The 25,052-nt window shown below is 51.9% G+C and carries 20 protein-coding genes and 1 riboswitch; of the genes, 11 read left to right on the top strand and 9 right to left on the bottom strand.

Features of this window, described 5'->3' with window-relative positions; translation table 11 throughout:
* Nucleotide 1 precedes the first annotated feature (1 nt).
* The 7 genes from BLQ88_RS20835 (at nt 2) to BLQ88_RS20805 (ending at nt 12,843) form a co-directional block, all read left to right on the top strand.
* Nucleotides 2-2,236 carry an outer membrane protein assembly factor BamB family protein gene (locus BLQ88_RS20835; RefSeq protein ID WP_090154058.1) on the top strand — a complete coding sequence of 745 codons (2,235 nt, stop codon included), beginning with the start codon at nt 2-4 and terminating at the stop codon, nt 2,234-2,236.
* Between the two features lie 17 nt (nt 2,237-2,253).
* On the top strand, nt 2,254-3,618 hold the full coding sequence (locus BLQ88_RS20830) for an enolase C-terminal domain-like protein (protein WP_090154056.1): 1,365 nt from the start codon (nt 2,254-2,256) through the stop codon (nt 3,616-3,618).
* 155 nt (nt 3,619-3,773) lie between these two features.
* Nucleotides 3,774-4,358: an RNA polymerase sigma factor gene (locus tag BLQ88_RS20825; RefSeq protein ID WP_090154054.1), complete on the top strand. Its 585-nt coding sequence runs from the start codon at nt 3,774-3,776 to the stop codon at nt 4,356-4,358.
* 372 nt (nt 4,359-4,730) lie between these two features.
* On the top strand, nt 4,731-5,741 hold the full coding sequence (locus tag BLQ88_RS20820) for a FecR family protein (protein WP_176885051.1): 1,011 nt from the start codon (nt 4,731-4,733) through the stop codon (nt 5,739-5,741).
* 36 nt (nt 5,742-5,777) lie between these two features.
* Nucleotides 5,778-9,191, top strand: coding sequence for a SusC/RagA family TonB-linked outer membrane protein (locus BLQ88_RS20815; RefSeq protein ID WP_176885050.1), 3,414 nt, complete (start codon nt 5,778-5,780; stop codon nt 9,189-9,191).
* A gap of 28 nt (nt 9,192-9,219) precedes the next feature.
* Nucleotides 9,220-10,752: a RagB/SusD family nutrient uptake outer membrane protein gene (locus BLQ88_RS20810; RefSeq protein ID WP_176885049.1), complete on the top strand. Its 1,533-nt coding sequence runs from the start codon at nt 9,220-9,222 to the stop codon at nt 10,750-10,752.
* Between the two features lie 111 nt (nt 10,753-10,863).
* Nucleotides 10,864-12,843 (top strand): SGNH/GDSL hydrolase family protein, encoded by a 1,980-nt coding sequence (locus BLQ88_RS20805; protein ID WP_090154047.1) that lies wholly within the window; start codon nt 10,864-10,866, stop codon nt 12,841-12,843.
* A 1-nt stretch (nt 12,844) separates the two neighbouring features.
* Here BLQ88_RS20805 and BLQ88_RS20800 read toward each other — a convergent pair whose 3' ends face one another.
* The 7 genes from BLQ88_RS20800 to BLQ88_RS20775 all read right to left on the bottom strand — a co-directional run bounded on the left by BLQ88_RS20800 (nt 12,845) and on the right by BLQ88_RS20775 (nt 18,987).
* Nucleotides 12,845-15,304 carry an ABC transporter permease gene (locus tag BLQ88_RS20800; protein WP_090154045.1) on the bottom strand — a complete coding sequence of 820 codons (2,460 nt, stop codon included), beginning with the start codon at nt 15,302-15,304 and terminating at the stop codon, nt 12,845-12,847.
* Nucleotides 15,305-15,449: 145 nt separating this feature from the next.
* A complete protein-coding gene (locus BLQ88_RS37580) occupies nt 15,450-15,914 on the bottom strand; it encodes a DUF6169 family protein (protein WP_090154043.1) in 465 nt (154 codons plus the stop codon).
* Nucleotides 15,907-16,047 carry a hypothetical protein gene (locus BLQ88_RS36780; protein WP_176885048.1) on the bottom strand — a complete coding sequence of 47 codons (141 nt, stop codon included), beginning with the start codon at nt 16,045-16,047 and terminating at the stop codon, nt 15,907-15,909. Before BLQ88_RS36780 ends, BLQ88_RS37580 begins: the two co-directional genes overlap by 8 nt.
* A gap of 98 nt (nt 16,048-16,145) precedes the next feature.
* Nucleotides 16,146-16,853, bottom strand: coding sequence for a LytR/AlgR family response regulator transcription factor (locus BLQ88_RS20790; protein ID WP_090154041.1), 708 nt, complete (start codon nt 16,851-16,853; stop codon nt 16,146-16,148).
* A 37-nt stretch (nt 16,854-16,890) separates the two neighbouring features.
* Entirely contained in the window at nt 16,891-17,391 is a 501-nt protein-coding gene (locus BLQ88_RS20785; RefSeq protein ID WP_090154038.1) for a hypothetical protein, read from the bottom strand.
* 15 nt (nt 17,392-17,406) lie between these two features.
* Nucleotides 17,407-17,898 (bottom strand): copper resistance protein NlpE N-terminal domain-containing protein, encoded by a 492-nt coding sequence (locus BLQ88_RS20780; protein ID WP_090154036.1) that lies wholly within the window; start codon nt 17,896-17,898, stop codon nt 17,407-17,409.
* Between the two features lie 12 nt (nt 17,899-17,910).
* A complete protein-coding gene (locus BLQ88_RS20775; protein WP_090154035.1) occupies nt 17,911-18,987 on the bottom strand; it encodes a sensor histidine kinase in 1,077 nt (358 codons plus the stop codon).
* A 218-nt stretch (nt 18,988-19,205) separates the two neighbouring features.
* On the opposite strand from BLQ88_RS20775, the gene BLQ88_RS20770 reads away from it, so the two are divergent.
* The 4 genes from BLQ88_RS20770 (at nt 19,206) to BLQ88_RS20755 (ending at nt 21,762) form a co-directional block, all read left to right on the top strand.
* Nucleotides 19,206-20,054, top strand: a complete 849-nt coding sequence (locus tag BLQ88_RS20770; RefSeq protein WP_090154033.1) for a CHRD domain-containing protein — start codon at nt 19,206-19,208, stop codon at nt 20,052-20,054.
* Nucleotides 20,054-20,980 carry a nuclear transport factor 2 family protein gene (locus tag BLQ88_RS20765; RefSeq protein ID WP_090154031.1) on the top strand — a complete coding sequence of 309 codons (927 nt, stop codon included), beginning with the start codon at nt 20,054-20,056 and terminating at the stop codon, nt 20,978-20,980. Before BLQ88_RS20770 ends, BLQ88_RS20765 begins: the two co-directional genes overlap by 1 nt.
* Nucleotides 20,981-21,070: 90 nt before the next feature.
* Entirely contained in the window at nt 21,071-21,547 is a 477-nt protein-coding gene (locus BLQ88_RS20760) for a hypothetical protein (RefSeq protein WP_090154029.1), read from the top strand.
* A gap of 17 nt (nt 21,548-21,564) precedes the next feature.
* A complete protein-coding gene (locus BLQ88_RS20755) occupies nt 21,565-21,762 on the top strand; it encodes a hypothetical protein (protein WP_090154027.1) in 198 nt (65 codons plus the stop codon).
* A 3-nt stretch (nt 21,763-21,765) separates the two neighbouring features.
* Here the strand turns inward: BLQ88_RS20755 and BLQ88_RS20750 are convergent, their stop codons facing one another.
* Both BLQ88_RS20750 and BLQ88_RS20745 read right to left on the bottom strand, forming a co-directional pair.
* Nucleotides 21,766-23,970, bottom strand: a complete 2,205-nt coding sequence (locus BLQ88_RS20750; protein WP_090154026.1) for a TonB-dependent receptor plug domain-containing protein — start codon at nt 23,968-23,970, stop codon at nt 21,766-21,768.
* Between the two features lie 2 nt (nt 23,971-23,972).
* Nucleotides 23,973-24,638 (bottom strand): HupE/UreJ family protein, encoded by a 666-nt coding sequence (locus tag BLQ88_RS20745; protein WP_090154322.1) that lies wholly within the window; start codon nt 24,636-24,638, stop codon nt 23,973-23,975.
* A gap of 103 nt (nt 24,639-24,741) precedes the next feature.
* A riboswitch (cobalamin riboswitch) is annotated at nt 24,742-25,034 on the bottom strand.
* Nucleotides 25,035-25,052: the final 18 nt, after the last annotated feature.

Below are 25,052 nucleotides of genomic sequence, written 5' to 3'. Positions count from 1 at the left end.
AATGGGAAGTGAGCAGTTTTTGCGGTCGGCGCTTTGGAAAAAGGGCATTGGCTTGTCGGTGGGTACATTGTGCGTGGCGATAATGTTGGGCAGCGGTTTGGGGCCCGGCAAAGCAGGGCAGATACCGTCTGGCCCAGGAGCTGCGGCCGGAGCAGACTGGCCTAACTATGGTGGTAACAAAGCCGGAAACCGATATTCGCCGCTGGATCAGGTGAATACAGGTAATGTACAAAACTTGCAGGTAGCCTGGATGTACGACGCTTCCGAAAAGCCGGACCCGGCCAATCCCGGCCGACAACGCAACCGGGCCATTCAATGTCAGCCGATTGTGGTAAACGGCGTGCTCTACGGCACGACGCCGGAGCTGAAACTCTTCGCATTGAAAGCCGGAACCGGCGAGCAGATCTGGAAATTCGAGCCATTCAAGGACGATCGCCTTAATTCGAACCGGGGCGTTGTGTACTGGGAGAACGGGGATGATAAACGTATACTGTATACGGTCGGGTCGAGTTTGTATGCCGTGAATGCGGTTACGGGAGAGATTGTGAAGCGCTTTGGCAAAGAGGGTAGGGTGGATATTCATGCGGGCTTGCAGACAGGCTTGGATCACGACGTGAGCAAACTTTCCGTGAATGCGACGAGTCCGGGCATTGTTTTTAAAAATACATTCATACTGGGCTCGGCGGTTTCGGAATCCGGAGACGCCGCGCCTGGGCATATCCGCGCATTCGACGTCGTTACCGGTGATTTGAAATGGGTTTTTCACACCATACCACAGCCCGGAGAATATGGGTACGACACCTGGCCGAAGGATGCGTACAAGAAGATCGGCGCTACCAACAATTGGAGCGGCATGAGTCTCGATGAAAAACGGGGCATCGTGTATTTTGGGACAGGATCGCCGGCCTCCGATTTCTACGGCGGCGCGCGGAAAGGGAGTAATCTCTTCGCCAACTGCATTATGGCGCTCGACGCCGAAACCGGCAAGCGGAAGTGGCATTACCAGACGATCCACCACGATCTCTGGGACCGCGACCACCCTAGTCCGCCGAACCTGACGACCATTACCCGCAACGGGAAACGTGTCGACGTTGTCGTTCAAAGTACCAAGGACGGCCTCGTTTACGTGCTCGACCGCGACAATGGAACGTCCATTTTCCCGGTTGAAGAAAGGAAAGTGCCGGTTAATGGTCTCCCGGGCGAGCATCCTTATCCGACCCAGAAGTTTCCATTGAAACCCGCGCCGCTCTCGAGGCAGGTTTTTACGGAAGCGGACATTACAGACATTTCTCCCGAGGCGCACGCTTACGTGCAGGAGCGTTTTCTCAAAATTAAAACAGACCACAAATTCGCGCCGCCTAGCACGACGGGTACATTGCTGTTCGGTTACAGCGGCGGAGCCGAATGGGGCGGTAATGCGGTCGATCCGGAAGGGGTTTTCTATCAGAATGTGAATGAGGAACCCTGGGAGCTGATAATGGTGGACGCTGCACAGAAGAAATCGGAGGCGCCGCGGACACTGGGTAACTCGCTTTACCTGGCAAACTGCGCGGCTTGCCACGGCCAGGATCGTAAAGGAAGTGGCCCGGAACTGCCTGCATTGGTGGATATCGGCAAGAAATTAAGTCCGGTTCAGATCAAGGGCATTCTTAAAACCGGCAGCGGTCGTATGCCATCGTTCGGGCACCTGTCGGACAAGGAGCATGATGCATTGATTGATTTTCTTTTAAACCGGGAAAAACAAGGCGCGGCGAATGTGCAAACCGCTAATGCAGCCGCTAAACCGGCCTCCAAAGACGGCTTCCCGTATATGCCTGCGTACGTGAGTAAAACCTGGCAGCGCTTCACCGATCAGAATGGCTATCCGGGTGTGAAGCCACCGTGGGGTACATTAAATGCGATAGATTTGAATACCGGCGAATACCTCTGGCGCGTGCCGCTCGGCGAGTATCCCGAACTGACCAAAAAAGGCATCCCGATCACCGGTACCGACAGTTATGGCGGTCCGCTCGTGACGGCGGGAGGGTTAGTTTTCATAGCTGGTACCAAAGACGAGAAGATCCGTGCATTCGATAAGAAAACGGGCAAAACCGTTTGGGAATACCAATTGCCGGCCGGCGGCTTCGCTACGCCGATCAGCTACGAGGTCGACGGCAAGCAGTACATTGTCATCGCAGCCGGTGGCGGTCGCGGGCAGAAAATCGGCGGGAATTACATTGCATTTGCATTGAAGTAACACTAAACCTGTACATAATGAACAAAAAAGAAAACCCCACGGAAACCAGCCGCCGGAACGCGATGAAGCTGCTCGCGGCAGGCTCCACAGCCGGACTGCTATCGCTCTTCGAGAGCCCCAAGGCACGCGCCGAACGCTACGAAACGCCACAATATGCCAAGGGTATGGCGCCTGTGACCATTACCAAAGTGAGCGCTATCACCACGGCGCCCGGTGGTTCCAACCTGGTGATCGTGAAGGTAGAAACGTCCGAACCGGGACTGTACGGACTGGGCTGCGCCACATTCACGCAACGTGCCATGGTGGTGATTCCGGCCGTGAATATTTATCTGAACGAGTTTTGCGTCGGGAAGGATGTCGACAATATCGAGGATATGTGGCAGTCGGCGTACGTGAGTTCGTACTGGCGCAATGGTCCCGTGCTGAACAATGCATTGTCGGGCCTCGATCAGGCACTTTGGGATATCAAGGGTAAGCGTGCCAAAATGCCGGTGTATCAGCTGTTGGGCGGCAAGGCGCGCATCGCGGTGGATACCTACACGCACGCAAGCGGCCCCACGCCCGAGGCCATCGCCGACAAGGTACAGCAATATATGTCGGAAGGTTTTCGTCACATCCGCATTCAGCAGGGCGGCTACGGCGGGGTAGGGGCTATGGACGAGGTGAAGCCGGATTTCAAAACGGCAGGTTTCGGCAGGGCTTCCGACGACTTCTCCGACCAGCGCACCTACCTGAAACGGGTTCCGAAGATGTTCGAAGCCGTGCGGAAACGGTGTGGTGAAGACATTGAACTGCTGCACGATATGCACGAGCTCGTGGAGCCGATGGACGCCATCAACATGATCAAAGGCCTGGAAGAATACCGTCCGTATTTCATCGAAGATCCATTCTCGCCCGAGAACATGGGCTGGTTCAAACAGCTGCGCCAGAGCACCACGGTACCGATCGCGATGGGTGAGCTTTTTAATAATATCAACGAATTCCGCGACCCGATGGCGCACCAGCTATTCGACTATATCCGTTGCCACATTTCGCAACTCGGCGGCATTACCCCGGCTATGAAAGTGGCGCGACTGGGCGAGTGGTTCAATGTAAAAACTGCCTGGCACGGACCGGGTGATACCTCGCCGGTAGGGCACGCCGCCAACAACAATATAGATATCGCGGTATGGAACTTCGGTATCCAGGAGTCGCAGCGGTTCAGCGAGAAGGTGCAGGAAGTTTTTCCGGGCTGCCCGACGATTAAGAACGGCTATTATTATGTGAACGAAACGCCGGGCCTAGGTATCGACATTAATGAGAAGGAAGCGGCTAAATATCCGATTGGTTCGAAGTCTCGGTGGACGGTGCGAAAGAGCGATGGTACGCTTTTAAAGCCTTGATAGTCAGTAGTAAAAAGGCTATTGAACAATTTTTTATTGAAATTGTTTAAAAAATTGGCTTGAAACGGGGCTTGTTAATGCTTTGTTAAGCTTTTTTTAAGGGTAGGATTTTAGGTTTGCCGGACTTACAGACCATTTTTCCGGCACCATTTCCTATGAATGACTCAGACTTGTGGAGAAGTTTCCGAAGCGGGGATGAAACGGCCTTTTCAATGCTTTACAAATCCCATATCGACATGCTTTACCGGTATGGCCATAAACTTACCGTGGACACGCAGCTTGTCGAAGACTCGATCCAAGACATGTTCATCGAACTCTGGAACAGCCGCAAAAGGCTTTCGGACACCGATAGCATCAAATATTATCTTTTCCGGGTGTTGCGCCGCAAGATCACGCAGCATCCGTTAAACCGAAACGCAGCCGGTGCCGGGGCGGAGCTTTCCGCTTTCGAGCACCGGTTTTTCTCCGTCTCCACCGAAAGCGAGCTCATCGACACCGAGAAAGAGCAGGGCCGCTCCCGCGCGCTCGGCCGCGCACTCACGCAACTGCCCCCGCGCCAGCAGGAGGTGGTGAACCTGCGCTACTTTCACGAGTTCAACCACCAGCAAATCGCCGAAATCATGAACATCTCGCTGCAATCGGTGCACAACACCCTGCAAAAATCCATGAAAGGGCTGAGAGAGCTGTTATCAGGCTATTCTGAGATTATCCTATCTCTATTGATCATCCTAACTCTTTAACCGTCATTTAAAAATGACGGCATTGGATTTGCTGTTGCATTGATTTGAAAGAGCTTTATTGGATTTTCTGTTGCATTGATTTGAAAACAGTAACAAAAGATCAATCCATTGCCGTCATTTTAAATGACGGAAGGAAGTATGGCATTGGATTTTCTGTTGCATTGATTTGAAAACAGTAACAAAAAGATCAATCCATTGCCGTCATTTTTAAATGACGGAAGGAAGTATCAGAAGCTTTGTTTCAAGCTTTTCAGCTGTTTGAAAGCTCTGTTCTCAGCTATTTAAAATTTTTGTAAAAAAAACCCCATTCTCTGGGGTAATCTGCACTGCAATCCTCCATTTGTTTTTTGGAGGATGAAACCAGACTTTCCAATGTACTATTTGTCATTTGAGCCGGAGGATTTTGCAACCGATGCATTTTTTTGCAGCTGGGTGCTTCATCCTACGCCCGAAGCGGAGCACTTCTGGCTCGATTGGCTGAAAAACAATCCCACCAAAGCCCGCGACATCGAACTGGCACGCCAAATGGTGTTGCTCGCCGCTTCTGATGAAGTTCCGGCACCGGGCTCGGAGACCGTCGACCGCATTTGGCAGGGCATTGAAGAAGGGAAAAATCGGAAAGTAATCAATTTCAGAAACCGGGTGATTTGGCTGAAAGCCGCTGCGGCGGTGGTGTTGCTCCTCGTCGCATTCGGCGGGTATTTTTACCGGACGGGCCAGAAGCATACCTACCACACCGCATTCGGCGAATCGCGGCGGGTATTGCTGCCCGATGGTACCTTGGTGACGCTGAATGCGAATTCCAGCATGCGTGTGGCCGATCGCTGGGGCAGGCGTACCGAGCGTGAGGTGTGGCTGGAAGGCGAGGCGTTTTTTAGTGTAAGTAAACTGAAAAAAGCGGGGCACGCGGTGAAATTTACCGTTCACACACACGACTTGAATGTGGAGGTGCGCGGGACGGAATTCAATGTCAATACCCGGCAGGATCAGACGCAGGTAGTACTGAGCGAAGGCCTGGTGCATTTGCAGCTGCATGACCGGTCCGAAAAGGAGATCCGGATGAAGCCCGGCGACCTGGTCGATTTCTCCCGTAGTAAACAGCGCCTGCACGTACGCCACCTGCCCGACGCAAGCCCGATGTATTCCTGGAAAAATAACCGTTGGACGTTGAACGATGCGTCGCTGGCCGAAATCGCCGTGCTTATTCAGGAAACGTATGGAGTGACCGTTACCATCGAAAATGATTCATTGAAAAGGCAAATTGTGAATGGCATCGTCCCGACCGACAACATGGGCGATCTGCTCAGCGCACTTGAAAGCATCCTTCCCATAACCATTACACACGAGGAGCACCGGGTGACGATCCGGGGCCGACCTGACTAGCAGCTAAAATTTTATCGAAACCTTCAACCAATGCTCATGAAAAAGATCGACTTACTCATGATGGGATTGCTATGCGTAGGCGGTTCTGTGGCGAATGCCCAGACGTTCGCCCGCGGGCAGGTCCCGCAACCCCAACGCAGCGAGCAGCCATCCTACCGAAGCCTCGACCAGGTCCTGCGCGACCTCGAAAAGCGGCATTCCGTATATTTTATGTACCACAATGACAAAATCAAGTCGTTGCAGGTGCAGTACCAGAGCCGTAACGGAGAAGCGATAGAGGAAACACTTGACCGTGTCCTGAAAGCGAACGGTTTGGAATACAAAAAGCATGGCAAGATCTACGCCATCTTTCCCAAAGACGCCGACGCGGGCTCGGTACGCGAACTGAAACAAAGCCTGCGCCAAACTCAGCTGCCACCGGCCCAAACAGTGCCGGCCGGTGCAGAGTCATCGCTGGATAACCAGCCCGGTGCAAGCACTGTCAGCCCGGATGCGGCTCCGAAAGTGATCAATATCCGCGGTAAGGTCACCGATGAGAAGAACGACGCATTACCCGGCGTGAGCATTGTACTCAAAGGCACCCAGCGCGGTACTACCACCGATGCGGAAGGCCAGTATGAGCTCGAAATCCCGGACGAATCGGCATCCGGTGCGGTGCTGGTGTATAGTTTCGTGGGGTATGCGAGCCAGGAAGTGGTCGTAGGCGGGCGCACGAGCATTGACGTGAGCATGCAGGTAAGCGAGCGCGGGCTGGACGAAATCGTGGTTGTAGGCTACGGCGAGCAGCGCAAGAGCGACGTCACCGGTGCTTCCAGCAGTGTTTCGGCACGTGAAATCGCCAAACGTCCGCTGGTGCGCGTGGAGCAGGCATTGCAGGGAACCACCTCGGGCGTCACCGTTTCGAGTTCGAGCGGGCAGCCCGGGCGTGGATTGAACGTCCGCATTCGCGGGGCGAACTCCATTACCGGTAACAACGAGCCGTTGTATGTGATCGACGGTTTTGTGGGCGGTAATATCGAGTCCATTAATCCCAATGATATCGAGTCGCTCGAAATCCTGAAAGATGCTTCCTCGGCAGCTATTTACGGTTCGCGAGGTTCGAACGGGGTGGTTTTGATCACTACCAAAACGGGCAAGGAGGGTAAGGCAAGGGTTAATTTCAGCACCTGGTTCAGCAAGGCGAGCATTCCGCGTAAGCTGGATCTGATGAATGCATATGATTTTGCCAGAACCGTGAATGCGCAGTTTGCTTCAACCGGAAATGCGCCTGCATTCTCCGACCAGCGGCTCGCCGAACTGAAAGCCAATGGCGGTACCGACTGGCAGGACGAGCTGCACCAGGAGCCGTGGATACAGAATTACCAGCTCGATGTGTCGGGCGGTTCTTCCAATATCCGCTATCTGTTTTCAGCCAACTACCTCGATCAGCCGGGTTTGATTTTGAACCAATATTATAAAAGAACTACCCTGCGCGCGAACATCGACGCGAAGCTGAACGATAAAATCGATTTGAAATTCAATGTAGCGGCAATGCTGCCCCAAAGCCGTAACAATGGCTATTCAGGGGATTTGGTCGATCCGTTTACGCAAGCTACCGAATGGGACCCGACTTCGCCCGTACGCGACCCGGCGACCGGCCAGTTCATTTACACCGCGCCTTATGGTTCGATCCAGTACAATCCCATTTCAAGGGCCACCAACCAGCAGTTCGATAACCGCCAGGCGAATGTGACCGGTACGGCGATTTTGACCTACCGCATTCTGAAAGGGCTTTCGTTTACAACAATAAATACTTACGAAATCCGCACAGGCTTCACACAAAACCTGTTCGGGCCGGGTACGACCAATGGCGTTTTGTACGCGGAAGGCAATGCGTCACGCGGCGGGTTTTTCCAGAACAGTAATTTTTTGACTTACAAAAACACCTTCGGCGACCACTCGATCACGGTTACGGCTTTGTACGAGCAGCAAAATGGCAATAATACTTCCCTGAATGCGCGTGCTAATAACCTGTCGTCCTACGCTTTGGGATACTATAACCTGAGCCTCGGTGCTACGCAGCTAACCAGCTCGGGCTATTCGCAGGATGCATTGCAATCGTACATGGGACGGGTTAATTATTCCTACAAAGACAAATACCTGCTCACTGCGGCAGTCCGTACCGATGGTTCTTCCCACCTGACTCAGAAATACAGCACTTTTCCATCGCTGGCATTGGGCTGGAATGTGGCCAATGAGAACTTTATGAAAGATTCCCGCGTGTTTTCCGACCTGAAACTGCGCGCGAGCTATGGACAAACCGGTAACCAGGCTGTGGGCGCCTACGCAACCATCGCGCAGATCAGCACAGGAGGCCCGCAACCGGCATATTACTACGACGGTTCTACGCCGAGCGTCGCCACACCACTGGGCGCGCCGGTTTCCAAAAACCTGAAATGGGAGCGTACCGAGCAGTTTGACGTCGGTTTGGATGCGTCCTTCCTCCGTGGCCGGTTGACATTCACGGCGGATGCCTACAAAAAGAACATTTCCGACCTGCTTTATAACTATCAGGCGCCATTTTACATGGGTGGCGGCGATTACCTGCGCAACATCGGAAGCGTGGAGAACCGCGGGATCGAGTTTTCGGTAGGCGGCACGCCGGTAGTTTCGGGCAAACTGCGCTGGACGACCAATTTCAATATTTCATTCAACCGGAACAAGGTAACCGACCTGGGCGGGCTTGACAATGTGATCGTAAATGGTATCGGTTCGGCGGGTAACAGCGCTTCCATTCTGCGTGTGGGACGGCCTTTGGGCGAATTTTACGGTTACCAGTTCCTCGGTACCTGGAAATCCAGCGAAGCCGAAGAGGCTACCAAATACGGCATGAAACCCGGCGACGCCAAATACACCGACATTGACGGCGACCACGCCTACACCGCCGCCGACCGCATGCCGATCGGAAACGGTACGCCCAAGTATTCCTTCGGGTTTATCAATGACGTGAGCTATGGCGATTTCTCGCTGAGCTTCATGTTCCAGGGCACGCACGGCAACCAGATTTATTCGCAAACCCTCGCTTATCTCTGGGGCGGATTGGGTGATCAGCGGAATGCTACCACGCAGGACGCGCTCAACATCTGGACGCCGCAGAATGAGACCGACAACCCGGCATTCAGCAATACCAGCAAGAACTTTAATAACAGCAGCCGGTATGTGTACAATGCGAGTTATATCAAGCTGAAAAACGTATCGCTGACTTACAAGCTGCCTGCCGTGATCTTGAATAAAATCAGGGTCCGTAACCTGGAAGTGTACGTGAGCAGCCAGAACCTGTTCATGATCACAAAATACCCGGGCTACGATCCCGAGGTTTCGAATGGCTTCAATGCCATTACCCAGGGTTTGGAAATGGGTGTGATCCCGAATGCCAAGACTTACACGGCCGGTTTGCGGCTGGGATTGTAATGGTTTCATGACATTTAAAAAGCGCATTATGAAAATCAAATATTCAATACTATCGATCCTGTTGGGTGCGGCGGCATTCTCGGGGTGCCAGAACCTGACCGAGGACCCTAAGGCCAACCTCACGCCGGGCACTTATTTCAAAACCCAGTCCGATCTGGATGGAGCCGTGTCGGCGATTTACGTCCAGTTTGCCCGTGACGGCGCCTGGGGCTTTACCAACCGGAGTACTTCCTATTTCGGCTCCGACGATTTTACGACCGACCCCGGTTTGAACAAGGAAGATTTCCGCCTTTTCGACCGGCTGAGTGGCGGTAGCGGCAACCTCAGCATGGTGGCGCAATGGCAGGGGCCGTGGCAGGGCATTTACCAGGCCAACAATGTGATTGCGAATTATGCCAAAGTGAATTCGACCGACGAGCAGAAGAACCAATCGGCTGGGCAGGCTTACTTCCTGCGCGCATTGGGTTACTACTATCTTGTGCGCACGTTCGGTCCGGTACCGGTGATCCTGACGCCCATCGATGTCGACGATCGTCCCGACCGCGACCCGATAGAGAAAGTGTACGAAGCCATTATCGCCGATTTGCAGAAAGCGAAGGAAATGCTACCGGTCAAATTCGACGGTGCACCGGGCAAAGCCGATCAGATGGCCGCCCGCTCGCTACTCGCCGATGTGTACCTGACCATGACAGGCTGGCCATTGAACCAAACCGCCAACTACGCACAGGCCGCCGCCGAAGCCGACGCCGTGATGAAATCGGCGCAGTTCAATCTGAGTACACCTTACGCGCAGGTTTTCACAACCAACAATGGTCCTGAATCTATTTTCGGGTTGCAATACAATGTGAATGGCGGCTTGCCATTGCGCAGCGCGGGTTCTTCCTGCGTTCCTCTGGACGAGGTGGCTACCAACGGTTCGAGCGGATGGGACGATTATTATCCCGAAATCAACTTTTACAAAAAGGCCCCGAAATGCAAACGTACCGACGATACCTTTTACACGACTCTGAAACTGCGCCAGCCTGACGGCAAGACTTTTAAACTCGTGTCCTGGGATTCGCCCGAAACGCATGCGCGGCATCCTTACTACAAGAAATTCCGCGCAGGGTTGAATGGCGACGGCGTTTCGGAAACGGAGACGGCCATTAATTCGATCAACCCGAGTACCAATAAGGTGTATGATATTATCCGCTATCCGCTCGTATTGCTGGCTTATGCCGAGGCTTCTGCGATGTCGGGAGGCGGCCCTACGGCAGCGAGTTACGCGGCGATCAACGAGGTGCGGAAACGCGCAGGCTTGCCGAACCTCACGCCTGGACTTTCGGCTACCGCATTCCGCGATTCGGTCGTGTACGAGCGTGCGTACGAGTTCGCGGGCGAGTTTGGCGTGCGCTGGTTCGACATTGTGCGGTTGCAGTTGTTGCCCAAAATCGTGGCCGAGCGCAGTGCGGAAGAGAACCCGATTCCTGCCAATACCAATTTTGCCCAGAAGTACCTGGCGCCGATTCCGGTGAACGAAATGGCCCGGAACCCGAAGTGGCAGCAGAACGAGGGGTACTAGGCTGCGCGTAGCACATAGTAGGCGCCCAGTGTGTCCCAGGGCTGAGGCCCCACATCCCAGGGCAGAGGCCCCCCACATCCCAGGGCTTAAGCCCTGGGTTAAGTGTGACTTATGAGAGATATGCAAGTATATGTGCCGTCGGCGGCAACTATGAGCGGGAAGCGGACGTGGCTGTTCAGGATTATCAGCATGGCATTGCCGTTGCTGTTGATACTGTTGCTGGAATGCGGCCTGCGATGGTTCCACTATGGCAACGATCTCAGCCTCTTCATCGAGTACCCGCAAAACAAAAATTACCTATTCCTAAACCCTGACGCGTCCAAACGATACTTCATCAACCAGAAGAATGCGACGACCGGCAATGTGGAGCCTTTTCTGAAAGCGAAGCCAGCCGGTACCCGTCGCATTTTCGTTTTGGGCGAGTCGACCACCATTGGGTACCCTTATTTTCACAATGGCTCGTTTCATCGCTGGCTGCAATATCGCCTGGCCAATACATTCCCGGACCAGCATTTCGAGATCGTTAACCTTGCCCTGACGGCCGTAAATTCCTACACCGTGCTCGGCTTCGCGCGCGAGTTGGTGGATTATCAGCCCGACGCGGTTTTAATTTACGCCGGGCACAATGAGTATTATGGTGCCATGGGTGTGGGTTCCACTGAAAAATTTGGCGGTAATCCGGCGTTGGTGAATGCGGTGTTGCGGGTGCGTTCGCTAAAAATCATGCAACTGGCGGCGAATTTGTATCAGAAAGTAACGGTGCTGGACGCTTCCGGTAAATCCGAAAACGACGGTACACGCATGCAGCGCATGGTGGCCGAGCAGCAGATCCCTTTTCAATCGGATTTGTATAAGAGGGGCGTGGAGCAGTTCAGGGCCAATATGGACGAAATACTGGACATTTTGGCTGAACACAATGTGCCGGTTTTTATCAGTAACCTGGTGAGTAACGAGGCTGATTTAAAGCCGTTTTTTAGCTTTCCTTTAAAAAACAACCAGTTTCCGGAGGATTTTGAGGCCAATGCGGTTTCAACCTATAATTTAGGAAAACAGGAGTATGCCCGCGGAAATATGAACTCCGCACGCCAGTATTTTTCGAAGGCGCGCGATCTGGACGGACTGCGTTTCAGGGCACCGGGAGCATTCAATGAAATAATCGGTCAGCTTGTTAAAAGCCATTCCAACGCACATCTGGTGGATACGCATGATGTTTTTGAAGCCAATTCACCCGGCGGTATCATCGGGAAGGACTTGATATTGGAACATGTGCATCCCGATTTGAAAGGGTATGCATTGATGTCGGATGCATTTTACGAGGCATTGAAAAAGGCGAAATTCATCTCCCCGGCACCGGGCGCGGAAATGTCTTTTGCGCAGCTCAGCAGGGACATGCCGGTTCCGGTCATCGACTCGCTGGCGGGTGTTTATAAGGTAGCTAATTTGAAAAACAGCTGGCCGTTCAATGCCGCTTTGGATCGGGATTCTGTAAAAACCGGGACTTTTGAAGAACGAGTTGCGTTTGACCTGGCGTACCGGCGCATTTCGTGGGAAAATGCGATGGATCAGGCTTATAATCACTATATCGAAAGCAGAAATTATAAGGAAGCGAGGGAAATCGTGGAGGCACTGATTTTGGAGCAGCCTAATGACGCTGCATTATATTCCCGATCCGCAATGCTCAGCGGGCAGCTAGGGGATGAGCGAAGTGCATTATTCAGTTTTCAAAAGGCATTCAGTGTTGCCCCATCGTTCGAGTCGGCCCGGTATCTCTTTGTATTATTCCTGAAAAAAGACGAGCCCGAAAAAGCGATTCCTTACCTGGACTACGCGATTAGTAACAATACCTCCGGCCTGAACCTCGCACCCGTGCGTACGCTGGTGCAGGAGGTGGTTTCGCTGCGGTCGCAGCTGCCCATCGATTCCGCGGACATTTCCGTGCTGAGCCGCATTGCGTCCGCCTACTATCGGATGGATAACCGCGACGGGGCGTTGCTGTACGCACGGAAGGTGTTGGCACTGAATGCGCACGACAAGGATGCATTGCAACTGGTAAATGCGCTTGGTCATTCGCAAGATCCGGCAACCCGATAGGCTAGTCCGTTTTCAATGAGCGAACGGGGTTCATAAGTGCCGCTTTGAGGCTTTGGATACTTACCGTAAGCAATGCAATCCCGACAGCCAATATCCCCGCGACAGCGAAGATCCACCACCGCATTTCAATACGATACGCGAAATCTTCCAGCCAGTTTTCCATTGCATACCACGCGATGGGGGAAGCTATTACGATCGCGATCAGGACGAGGCGTAGAAAGTCGCTGAAAAGCAGCGATATAATACTTGCTACCGAAGCGCCCAGTACTTTGCGAACACCGATTTCCTTCGTACGCTGCTGCGCGGCGAATGTCGCCAAACCGAACAACCCGAGACAGGAAATAAATATCGAAATAGCGGCAAAGATGCGGAATGCGTCGAAAACCAGGCTTTCTACCATGTAGCCTTTCGCCAGCGATTCATTGAGGAACGTGTACTGGTAAACATCCTGCGGGAATATGCTTTTCCAGGTTTGCTCGATGTTTTTAAGCGTACCTCCGACTTGTAGCCACGAGCCGCCCGCCACATTCAACGCCACATGTATTTGTTCGTAAAAATCACTGTTCCAGCACATAATCACGCAGGGGACGATCGTTTGCTGCAACGATACATTGTGGAAATCCTTCACGACACCGATAATGGGCGCCTCGCCTTCGCTGATGGTCAGCATTTTTCCCAAGGCTGTTTCCGGCGTAAGTCCGAGCATTCTGACCATCGTTTCGTTGACGACAAAACCGTTGAATGCCGAGCCGTTTGGGACGATATTACCGTTGTTAAACCAGCGGCCTGCTACCGTTTTCAGATCGAAAAGCGAATTATAATGCAAGTCTACCACTTTCATTTCCGCCTGACGGTCCATGGCCTGATCTTCCGATTTTAGCCTGAAATTCGTGCCGTAGTAGTTTTTGGTGATCGGCGCCCCGGATGAAAAGCTCACCGCATTCACCGACGGATTTTGCAATAGCTGCTGCCGGAATGTCTCCATTTTGCCCATTACCTGGTTCCGCGGGCCATTGATGGTGATCACGGCATCTTTGACGAAACCCAGGTCCTTATTTTTGAACAGATTCATCTGTCCGGATGCGACAAACGTGCCCACCAGCAGCCCATAGGTAATACAAAACTGCCCCACGATCAGCGCCTGTCTTAGCGAGAACCTGCTGCGTTCGGTGCTCACAGCATTTTTGAGTGCCTGAACCGGCCGGAACCGGGATAGGATCATTGCCGGGTAAAAACCGGCTAACACGGCTACTATTACAACGAGGAATACGCAAAAGAGCCAAACGGTGGTATCGGGGCGCAGGTCGAGGTGGATGACACTGAGTGAGTGATTGAGCCAATTGAGCAGCAAACCCATCGCAAGCAACGAGATAGCGCCAGCGAGCGATGTCACGATGAATGTCTCGCCCACGAATTGTAAAAACAACTGTCCCTGCGTGCTGCCAACCGCCTTGCGCACACCTACTTCTTTGCGCCTGCGTAATGCACGGGCGGTGGTGAGGTTGATGAAGTTGAAAGAAGCGATCAGGATCAGGAAAACGCCGAGGCTGGCAAGGCCCCACAGCACATCCCGCCCTACGAGATATCCGCCGAGGAAATCTTCATAAAGCGGTTCGGTATGGATCTCGGCGAGCGGTTGCAGCAGGTAGGCAATGCGGCTGTCGTCCTCCTTGCTCATGTATTTTTTCTTCATCGCCGCGAGCTGCGTCTCGAATGCAGCAGGGGTTACGCCGTCGTGAAGTGTCACAAAAGTGGTTCCCTGATAATTTCCCGACCAGTTGCCTGCCTGGTAGGGGTTGTTAGCTTTGAAAAACTGGTAATTGACCAGCATATCGAAAAGCAGGTTCGTATTGCCCGGCGGGTTACGGATCACGCCCGACACCACCAGCGGATCGGTGTTGTTGAGCATAAGGGTCTTACCGATAATCTGTGTCGGATTTCCGGCATATTCCGCAAAATAGCGCTCGGCCAGTTTTTGCGTCAGTACCACCGCATTTACCTGCGCGAATGCAGTTTCAGCATTCCCTGCAAGCCAGATGCCCTTCGGATGAAGCTTTTGAAAATCGAATGTTTGAAGGTATTGTGCATCGGCAAACATCAATCTGTTTTCCTGGAACCGGTGCACAGTGCCGCGGCTGTCTGTGGAACTGATGGTCCTGTCGAGCGGCCCTGCCGTTTGCGTAACCGTTGCGCCAGCTACATTTTCGCGTATCGCAGCCGCCAGCGGGTATGACGTAGTAGGCCAATGCTGGATGCCATCGGCCTTTTTGCTGTGCTCAACAATCCGAAACGTCCGTTCCGACCCGGAATGGAAGCTATCAAAACCGAGCTCGTACCGGACAAATACAAAGATGACCAGGCAGCAGGTCATGCCCAAAGCCAGGCCAAGGATATTGATCGTAGAGCTGGTCTTGTCCGTCCACAACCGGCGGAAAGAGATTTTGAGGTAATTGAGCAGCATGAGGCAGTCGGGTTTGTCAGCGTTTCCTGACGTGCGGGCTCAACAATTGTACCAAGGGGGTAAAAGGCTACTGCTACGCTGTGGATGCAGTTTTAGGCCTGATTATCTGTTCGGTTTCGGACGCGAGTTGTCCGTATACAAACTGTCAAAATATTTCTAAAAAGTTAAAGTAATCGTCGGCGGACAGGTCCCAGTCAAATGTGATGATTCCGACAATTTGTGTATAGTGTTCGAACTCGATGATAGTGGATTCGAGCCTGAATTCGTCTAATCTCAACTCCTGGAACCAACGATTAAAAAGCCGTTGGCGACCGCGCTCCTTGTTATCTAAATTGTCACAAACATATACAACAGGGCCGCGGTGTTCGCTTATGAACTTCAAAATTAGGTGTATGATCGTCTGTTTAATCCGCGGGTCCGACTCGGCGTTTTCCCCCTCGTGATGGAAAGATACTTCGAAGACATTTTTGCAAGGAATGCACCTCGTTTGAAATAGGTAATGTGCAGGCGTGAACCTGACAAAATACCGATGACCGTGTGTGGTGTCAAAAAAGAATTGGTATGAACCGGAATTCTCCTGACTTGAAAAAATTGGATATTGATCAGGCAAAGTCTTTGGGTTTATTTTTAGTGGAATCAGGCAATTCTCCTGCCTGAACCTTTCGCGCCCATTCCCTCTTTTCGGCGAGCGCCTTTTTCCATGTTTCAGGCATTGGTTTATTAATTTTAATGTGCTTTTCCATTTTCTAAGGATCGTTGGTTGTTGTTAGAACATTAATAAATATAGCTTAATTCGCGCACACTCACTCAATACAATGTCCGAAGTCGCGGTCTCATTGATTCACCGGCCCACAACCCGCATTACCTCCTCCCGATAACTCCTCCCGATCGGAATCTGATGCGTTCCCCAGATGATCCGGTTCCTTTCGATGCGGCGGATTTTATCGGTAGCAACAATGAACGACTTGTGTACGCGCAGGAAGCGGGCGGGTGGGAAAATGTCGAGCATGGCTTTAACCGAGCCTTTGATCACGACTTTGCCGGTAGCGGTGTGGATGATGGCGTAGTCTTTCAGGCCCTGGATGTGGGAAATGTCCTCGAATGCGAGGCGGACGCGCTGGACGCCGCTTTTGACGAAAATGAAGTCGGGTTTTTCCTCCGAAAGGTTCTGTTCGAGGTTTGTGTTCTGCTCTTTGAGTTGTAGAAAGTCGCGGACCTTTTCGAGGGCATGTTGGAAGCGGGCGTACGAAATCGGTTTGAGCAGGAAATCAATCACACCGAGCTCGTAACCTTCGAATGCATAATCGCGGTAGGCGGTGGTGAAAACGGTGACGGGGGGCTGCGAAAGGGATTTCAGGAAATCGATACCGTTCATTTCCGGCATTTCAATATCCAGGAACAGTGTATCCGGCTCGTGCGCTTGCAGGTACGCGAGCGCGTCACGCGCATTGCTGAATTGCACGGCACCGGTAATCCCCGATTTTTGCAGATATTCTTCCAGAATCTCCCTTGCGAGAGGTTCGTCGTCGATGATCACGCATTGCAGCATACGTTGTGGTTTTTGCCCGGCAGAATCAGGTGGAAAATCAGTTGGATACGCGGTTGAAAGTGTAGCTCAGGTATTCTCCGCCGACCATGAGTTTTTTCGAACCGTCGAGTATAAATAATACATTTTCGTCGCCTTTCAGCAGAAAGACCGATTTTTCAGGCTGGTCGGGGTCCAGCTGGATGACGGTCGCGTCGGGATCGTCGGCCGTACCCTGGATGAGCGCCCATTTGCCGGTCCGGGGCTTGTTACGGAAAAGGGAGCCGTCCCATGTATAGGTCGTCGGTTTTTTGCTCTGCGGGTCCTGGTAGAATGTGAAGCCCCATTTCAACTTGGTGCAATTGGGCTCAACGGAAATGTGAATCACCGTCGCCATTGTCTGGCAAGGCACGCGACCGTGAAAGACACCCCACACATTCGCACCTTCGGCGATGGGCTGGCGTGTAGTGGTTTTGGAAGGTATATTCAAAGGTGTCGCGGACTGTGCGGTCGCTTCATGCATTATCAAAAGGCAGGCAGCGATGAATAATAGCGTTTTCATGGCTAACAGATGGTTTTACAAATTGGCGTTTTGCCTGTTGAAAGTATAACTGAAACCCGAATTGCCGATCATCAGATTTCCCTGCGTATCCAGTAAGTGCAGTATACGATCGCTCATTTGCAGCAGCGTGATATTGCTTTGGGAATTAGTGGGTTGTAATGTAAAAACCTGTTTGCCAGGCAGCTTGCTTGTGTTTTTGGCAATAACCCATTTTCCCGAAAGCTCCTTGCTGAAACCGTCGTTCATAAATCCCTCCGTGCCGGGTTTGGTCATGCCGTAGGTGTATTGCAATTTGAAATCATCGCGACCGAGGTTGCGCGGATCGCGGCGGAGGGTGAGGCGCCATTTGATCATTTCGCAATCGAGATTGGCAGGTACGGCGAGCAAATGCCTCGGTACGGCATCGCAGGGGGTAGCCGCGACGTATATTTCGGGTTCGGGCGATACTGTTTCGGGTGCGATCGCCGCTGTCAGTAACAATAGCGGTAGCAGGATGTACTTTTTCATGACTGGTTCTGATTAAGCATTGGCAAAATTGATTTCCATAAATACACTGAAACGTTCCTGTTGATCATCGATCCGCAGGCTGTGGCGCGACGGGTACAGCAGTTCCAAGCGCTTTCGGAGGTTGGCCAGCCCAATGCCCCCTTTGCTATCCCTTGCAGTTGCATTCGATTTGCTGTTTTCGATCGTTATTTCCAGCGCCGACGCGCCCACGCGTATCTTCCCGTGCAGCCAGCCTTTGTCGGATTTACGGCTGACACCGTGTTTGAAGGCATTTTCGACCAATGGCAGCAGCAGTAGCGGGGCTATTTCCTTGCCATCGGGATTACCGGCTACTTCCAGTGAAATGTCGGGATTGTTGTCGTAACGGATCCTTTCGAGTTCAATGTAATTGTGCAAATAGCTGATCTCCTTATCGAGCGAAACCGTGCTGTCGTCGCTGTCGTAGAGCATGTATTCCATCATTTCGGACAGTTTCAGCACCACTTCCGGTGCGAGGTCCGATTTCTTCAAGGTCAATGCATACAGGTTATTGAGAATATTAAAAAGAAAATGCGGGTTCACCTGCGAGCGTAGGAAATTGACCTCTGCATTGAGCTTTTCGACCACTATCTTTTGCAGAATGCGCTGTTGCTCGTACCAGTCGATGCTCAGTTTGAGGGCCACCATTAATGCGAGGTACCAGAGCGTGCTGAAAAAATTATAGGAAAGCGCCTCCACGATATTGCTGTTCCGCATCGGGCCGATCACATATCCATACAGGTAGTAGTCAAAGAAGGATTGGATGAACAGGTAACCGAGAATGGAAAGCAGCACCAGCCCGAAATATTGACCATACTTCTTCCTTAACAGGTATTTGGGTAAAAAATAATGCAGGTTCAGGTACGCGATCACGATCAGCAGCGCCACCCGGGCCACCACACAGATCGCGAAGAAATTGAGACTTGCCTTGTAAATCAGGTACCGTTTTTCGTACAGGAAAAAGCCCGTAACCAGCAGCCAGTAGCACGCGTGCACCAGCGCATATTTGAAGGAAACCGTCCGGTTTGAAAACGGAAGCCGTACTTGTTTTTCCAGGAAGGACGTTTCCATAGGCGCGTTTTGAAATGATGAAGTAAATGAATGGAAAAGATAGGTACCGATGAAATTATATCGACCAACGCCGGAAAAAGTAGAGGAAATACCCGGGGTTTACAAATTCCTGTTTCTTAACGTTTTATTGATCTGTGTTACCTGCAACTGTTCCTAAATAATTGTAATTTTAGAGGAATGCTTTAAATAATTCTTTCAAACTCAACCCAACAAACCAAATGATGAAAGTTCTACGCAAGTTTGGACTGGTATGGTTGCTCCTCGCGCTGTTCTCGGCATGCGATGACCACGATACCCCGCAGGATGTTGTGACACAGAAAGGTTTACCGCTGAGCGGTTCGCAGGAGACAGCGGCCAAGATTACGCCGGCGACAGGCTGGGCCGACGTTTCGTATAACAAAACCACGCACATGCTCACGTTTACGCTCAACTGGGCCAACCTCACGGGTCCTCCCACGGGCGCGCACATACACGGGACGGCTGCGCGCGGCACGAATGCGACAATCAAGTATGATTTCTTTAACGACATTCCGAAGACTACGACCGGTTCGTACTCGGGTTCGGTAATGGTAGACGGCACGTTGATCAACGAAACCGACCTGCTGAACGGGCTGTACTATTTCAACATTCACACACCCACAAACGGAGGTGGTGAAATCCGCGGGCAGATCGAATTCTACGACCAACCGCACATTGTCGTTGCCAAAGGTTTGCCGCTGGAAGGATCGCAGCAGGTGCCGGGCGTCTCCACGGTAGCAACGGGAACAGTGGATGTGATGTACAACAAATCGACGCATTTGCTAAGTTATTTCATCAAATGGAAGGACCTGAAAGCCACACCGACCGGCTCACACATTCATGGAACAGCTCCCCGCGGGGCGAATGCACCTATTCAACACGATTTTTTTGCCAATTTCCCCCAAACCTTATCGGGTGAATATTCCAACTCGGTGATGGTGGATGGCGTGAAGATCAAAGAAGCAGAGCTGCTGAACGGGCTGTATTATTTCAATATCCACAACATTATTCATGCGGGAGGAGAAATCCGCGCTCAAATTGAATTCTGATGTTCTTTCCTCTGCAAATCAAACATTGCACGGCCGGCCAGTTTGGTCGGTCATGCGCGCTTTGCGCCGCATTGGTCCTGTGCTTCGTATATAGCGGAAAGTCACAGCAGATCGACCCCGACCTCGCATTGCTGATCCGTGAAGAAAAGGCATTTGCGGCAAAGGCGGTAGATACCGATGTGCCCACTGCCTTTCTCGCCTATCTGGACAGCGCAGGCGTGATATTCAACGGCGAGGGTGCGGTGAACGGCATTGCGCAATATAGCCAGGCACCCAAGGGAGGAAAGGATCTTTTGAAATGGTACCCGCTGATCGGTCACGTTTCTCAGGGCGGCGATATGGGGTTTACTTCCGGGCCATTCCAGTTTCTGGCCGACAGGTCACAGGCAGCGGTAGGCTCGGGATACTTTTTTTCGGTTTGGAAAAAGAATGCGACCGGGCAGTTCAAGGTAATGCTGGATGGCGGTGTGATCCATTCTCAAAAAGACGCTACCCAAGCATTCCGCGACAATCCCGAGCCGCAAAGCAACACGGCGTATGCATTCGTCGCGCCGGTGGCAAAAGTGAATGGTGGCGATACGCAAGTTTGGGCATTGGAGCAGGCATTTTCGGCGGCAGCTGCAAAAGATGCGGGTCAAGCCTACAAGCAATACCTGGCCGACGAGGTAGTGTTGCTGCGCAGCGACCGGCCATTCGGCAAAACAAAGTCCGAGGCGCTTGGTACGCTGGCTGGACTGAAAATCATCTCTTACGAATTTGTCAAATCAGGACAGGGAATCTCCAAATCAGGCGATCTCGCATACTGTTTCGGCAATGCCAAAGCCGGTAAAGGCGGCCAGGCCGTCAGTGGATTTTTCACCCGCGTCTGGCAGCTCCGCCCCGAAGGCTGGAAGATCATCGCGGAGCAGGTGAGTTTGTTTCGGTAGTGATATAAATTGGAATTAATCGTCTAATGCTAATTATCAGACGGTTGGAATACGACCGTTCGTTGCTATTGCGTGTGTTATTTTTGTCTTATGAAAAAAATATACACACTATCCTCTGCTTTTACATTTAATGCAACCGGCGCGAAAGTAGGTGCGATTGCTTCGCCTGCGACGTTAAAGGAATTGGCTGACACCAGGCGATCTTTTGATTTTGATTTTCTGATGCTCACTACGAATTTCCTGGTCTATAAGTTGCAGGCAGCAAACGATCCAACAATTCAGGGTCTTGTAGCATTCAGGCCGACTCACGGTGCACTTGAATGTACTAATATGGAAATCAGTGAAACCAACAAACATGGTAAGCCGGTTTACAATGGGGTAGGAAAAGCCATGGTTGCATTGTGCTGCAAGGTGTCGTCTGATTGCGGAACGGATGGATGTATTTACTTCGATGCAAAGAACAGACTAATCCCTTACTACGAAAGATTTGGCGCCCGGCATATCTTCGGCTTGCGCATGATTATGGACGCAGTCAACGCGAAGAAACTTATTGATTCATATTTCTAATTTGCTTATATTTAACTATGGAATCTATATCGAAAAAGAGAAACAAACAGGCTGACTTATGGGAGGACGAAGACCCAAAGGGCCCGATGATGGTGTGGAATGGCGAAAGATCAGAGGAGGACAGGCAATGGATGAGCAATTGGTTTCTTGCGCGAAAGGCGGAGCTGGAAAGGGAAAAAGCCCGATCGGCCGGTGAAGGCGATCAGGCTTTGTAATCCTTAGAAATTTTTCAAATACCGCACAGATAACGCTCGGCCGGGCAGGTTATAGCCGCGTTTTTCGTAATAATTTTCGTCGGTAACATTGTTTAGCTTCAATGCAATGGTATGTCCGCCTGAGATTTTGAACTGTGCTACGAAATCGAGTACCATGTATTGCGGGTACTCGATTTCTGGGTTAATGGGGTCTGTATAGTCGATATCCTTCCTTCTGCCGACGGCCCTGCCCGAAAGCCTCAGTTGAAGCCATTTCAAATTGTCATAAGCCAATCCAAAATTAAAGGTATTGCGTGCGACGTTCTGGATGTCGCGGCGTACTGCGGACTCGTCTGTTCCTACGATTAGTTCTTTTGCCTTAATTATAGAATTGCCGTTCCAAAATGCTTTCAGTGAATACCTGTAATCGCTCCTTGCCCCGAAATCGTACGATACCTCGGTTTCCAGGCCGGTGATTTCAGCATTGGCTGCATTCACAAATGTGGCCCTTGAAGTAATCACGTCGCCATTTTCCAGCGGCTCGTTCACCACTTTGATGATCTTGGCAATGCGGTTCTCGACTTTTGTGCTGAAAAAAGTCACATTGGCTGCGAATCCGGACTGCGGCTTGTTGAAATCGAGGCCAAGATCCCAGCTCAGGCTGCTTTCGTTTTTTAGATCGGGGTTGCCCGCTGTGACAGCAATGCGGCCCTTCGAGTCGCGGATTTCATTATAGCCGGCCACGCTGTATGCATCGGTGGTGACGAATGCACGGCCGATGTTGGCTTTCGCGCGAAGTGATGGCAGCAAGGAGTAGGTAATGCCGAGGCTGGGGCTGGTAAATGGGGTCGTTTTCTTGCCGGATTTATAGGTAGGCAATAGCGGCGTTTCGCGGACATCGAAGGTGATGTGGTCGAGGCGGATGCCGGGTTGCAGGGTGAATTTTCCGACATTCAGTAGTGCCTGTGCGAAGAACGCGCTTGATATCAATGCATATTCCGGCTGGGTAGGGGCGCGCTCTGTGGTGTCGTTGGTCCAGCGGCGGCTGGTGGTGGAAGCATTGAGATAATCGTAACCCAGTATCAGCGAATGGCGGCCAAGCTTCCAGAGGTCTTTCACTTGAATGCCTTTCCACGCATTATGCCCCTGCGCCGAACGGAAGGGTATAACCGGCTTGCCGGATACATTTTGCGTGTAGTTTTTGGTGTTTTCTTCCGAAGCGTACACTTTCACACTAGGGTTGTGTTGCCCGATTTGGCCTGTTAGCGAGATGTCGATCGCCTGCCGGTCCACGTCTTTGGTGCTTGCTTCGGTACTTCCGGACGACAGCTCCCCCGGCGATTCCACATCTTTCGCCTGGAACTGCTCCCCGCGCACATCCACGCGCCAACGATCGCTGATCTGGTAGCCCAGCCTCAATGCACCCGAGAAATAATGCAGCTTGGTGAAAGGTCTCCGGTCACCGTCACCCGTCGTTTCGTCGGTTTCAACCGTTGGGCGGCCGGTGTAATTTTTCTGTGCATGTTTATAGCCGAATGCATTACGGAGCCAATTGTCTTCTCCGATTTTGTAATCTTTTGACCTTTCCAGATAGCTGAACGACAGGTCGTAATTCAGTTTTGAAGTGATATTTCCGCCGGTATTTAAACCCGCTTGCAATGTTTTGAAACTACCATATTCCAAAAACGCATTACCACCCGGCGTGCCTTTGGAACGTTGCGTAATGACGTTGATCACCCCGCCCATAGCTTGCGAGCCGTAAAGCGAAGAAGCCGGTCCTTTCAGTACTTCAATCCGCTCGATACCGTTCAAGTTGATCTGCGACAGGTTGGTAGCTCCGGCAGGGCGCCCGTCGATCAGCAGCAATGTCCGTTGATTTAATCCGGAAAACTGCGGACGAAAGCCCCTGATACCGATGCCCGACGATAAATTAGGATACTGGATCACATCCACCGCGGCCGTTTTCCTGACAATGTCGGTCAGGTCGGCGGACGGCGTCATTTGAATATCCTCTTTGGAAATAATGTCCAGCTTTTGTGCGACCTTTTCTTTTTTGGTCTCGAACCGTGTAGCCGTCACGACGACCGGATCGAGCAGTTTTCTGCCGGAAGAATCGGTATTGGCTTCCTGCGCAAATGCTGCCGATGTGTATAGGCCCGAAATGGCTAGAATGGAAAGCATTAATCCGCCAACGGAAACACGGGCGGGCTGGTAGAATTGGGTATGCATTGTTAAGATTGAAATGATTCAAAGAGAGTTATCGCGCCGATGATGATCGAAAACGCGCCGACGAGGTAGTTGACGATCATCAGAAAACGTTCGCGCTTTCCCGCAAAACGACCTATCGAAAATGCGAAAAAATAGCCATATGCCGACATGGAGAGGATAATGCCCACGCTTTGCAGAATGATGATCCATACGGCCGTCATCGCGTCGCGTGCCGCTAATGTGAGCGCCACCGCACATGCGCCGCCGGTACCCGCGAGGCCATGCACCATTCCCACCCAGAACGAACGGCTCACCTTACGTTGCGCGGGAGCCGGTGATTCTGTTTTGAAATTCCGCCGGATCGCTTGTACGCCAAGCCAGATCATCAGCGGGCCAACGAGCATTTCCACGCGGTCGGCAATGTGCAGCGACATCGTGGATTTGAGCAAAAGCACGAGGATAGCGAACAAAATCAGCGTGAGCGAATGCCCGAGCGCCCAATGCGACGACCGCCAAATGAGTTTCCAGCGCATCGCACCCCGTTGGTCGCGGCCGGGTTCGGCAGCATCTGGCTGGGTAGTAGTTTGTTTTTCTTCTGTTGCCAGGACTGAAACCGCCGCCATATGGTCGGGTTCGAAGGAATGCTGCACGCCGAGGAGCAGGGAGTCGATAAGCAGATACTGAATCATTTGGATTTCCGCATAAATTAGAAAATAACTTATGGGAGAATGCAGGGAGTAGCGCAGCCGCAATGCAGCCTGCCGTGTCCTCTTGCCTTTCTTCCCGAAAGCAAAACCGGATTGTTCAACGGCAGGTCTTCTGGCTCGTTCAAATCGCTGGCGCCTTCCCGGGAGAATGAGTGAATGTGCGAATGAGTGACCGGGTCGCCGGTGCGATGAGTGAATATTAGATTGTTGTAAAAATATTCACTCATTCACTCATTGAGGCATTCACTCATTCCAACCCCAGTGGCATCATACCAGGACATCGTTATTGAACTTACAGCAGCGGGTACTGCTCCGGATTTGCACCGGATTCCCTTTTAATCACGCCCGGAGGCGCGAACCAATGAATGTGCAAAGCTAGGTCTTTTTGTCGGAGAT

It is taken from the genome of Dyadobacter soli, assembly GCF_900101885.1.
Lineage (GTDB): Bacteria > Bacteroidota > Bacteroidia > Cytophagales > Spirosomataceae > Dyadobacter > Dyadobacter soli.
The sequence above is the reverse complement of the archived record's forward strand: the minus strand, read 5'-3'. Positions and strand labels throughout refer to the sequence as shown.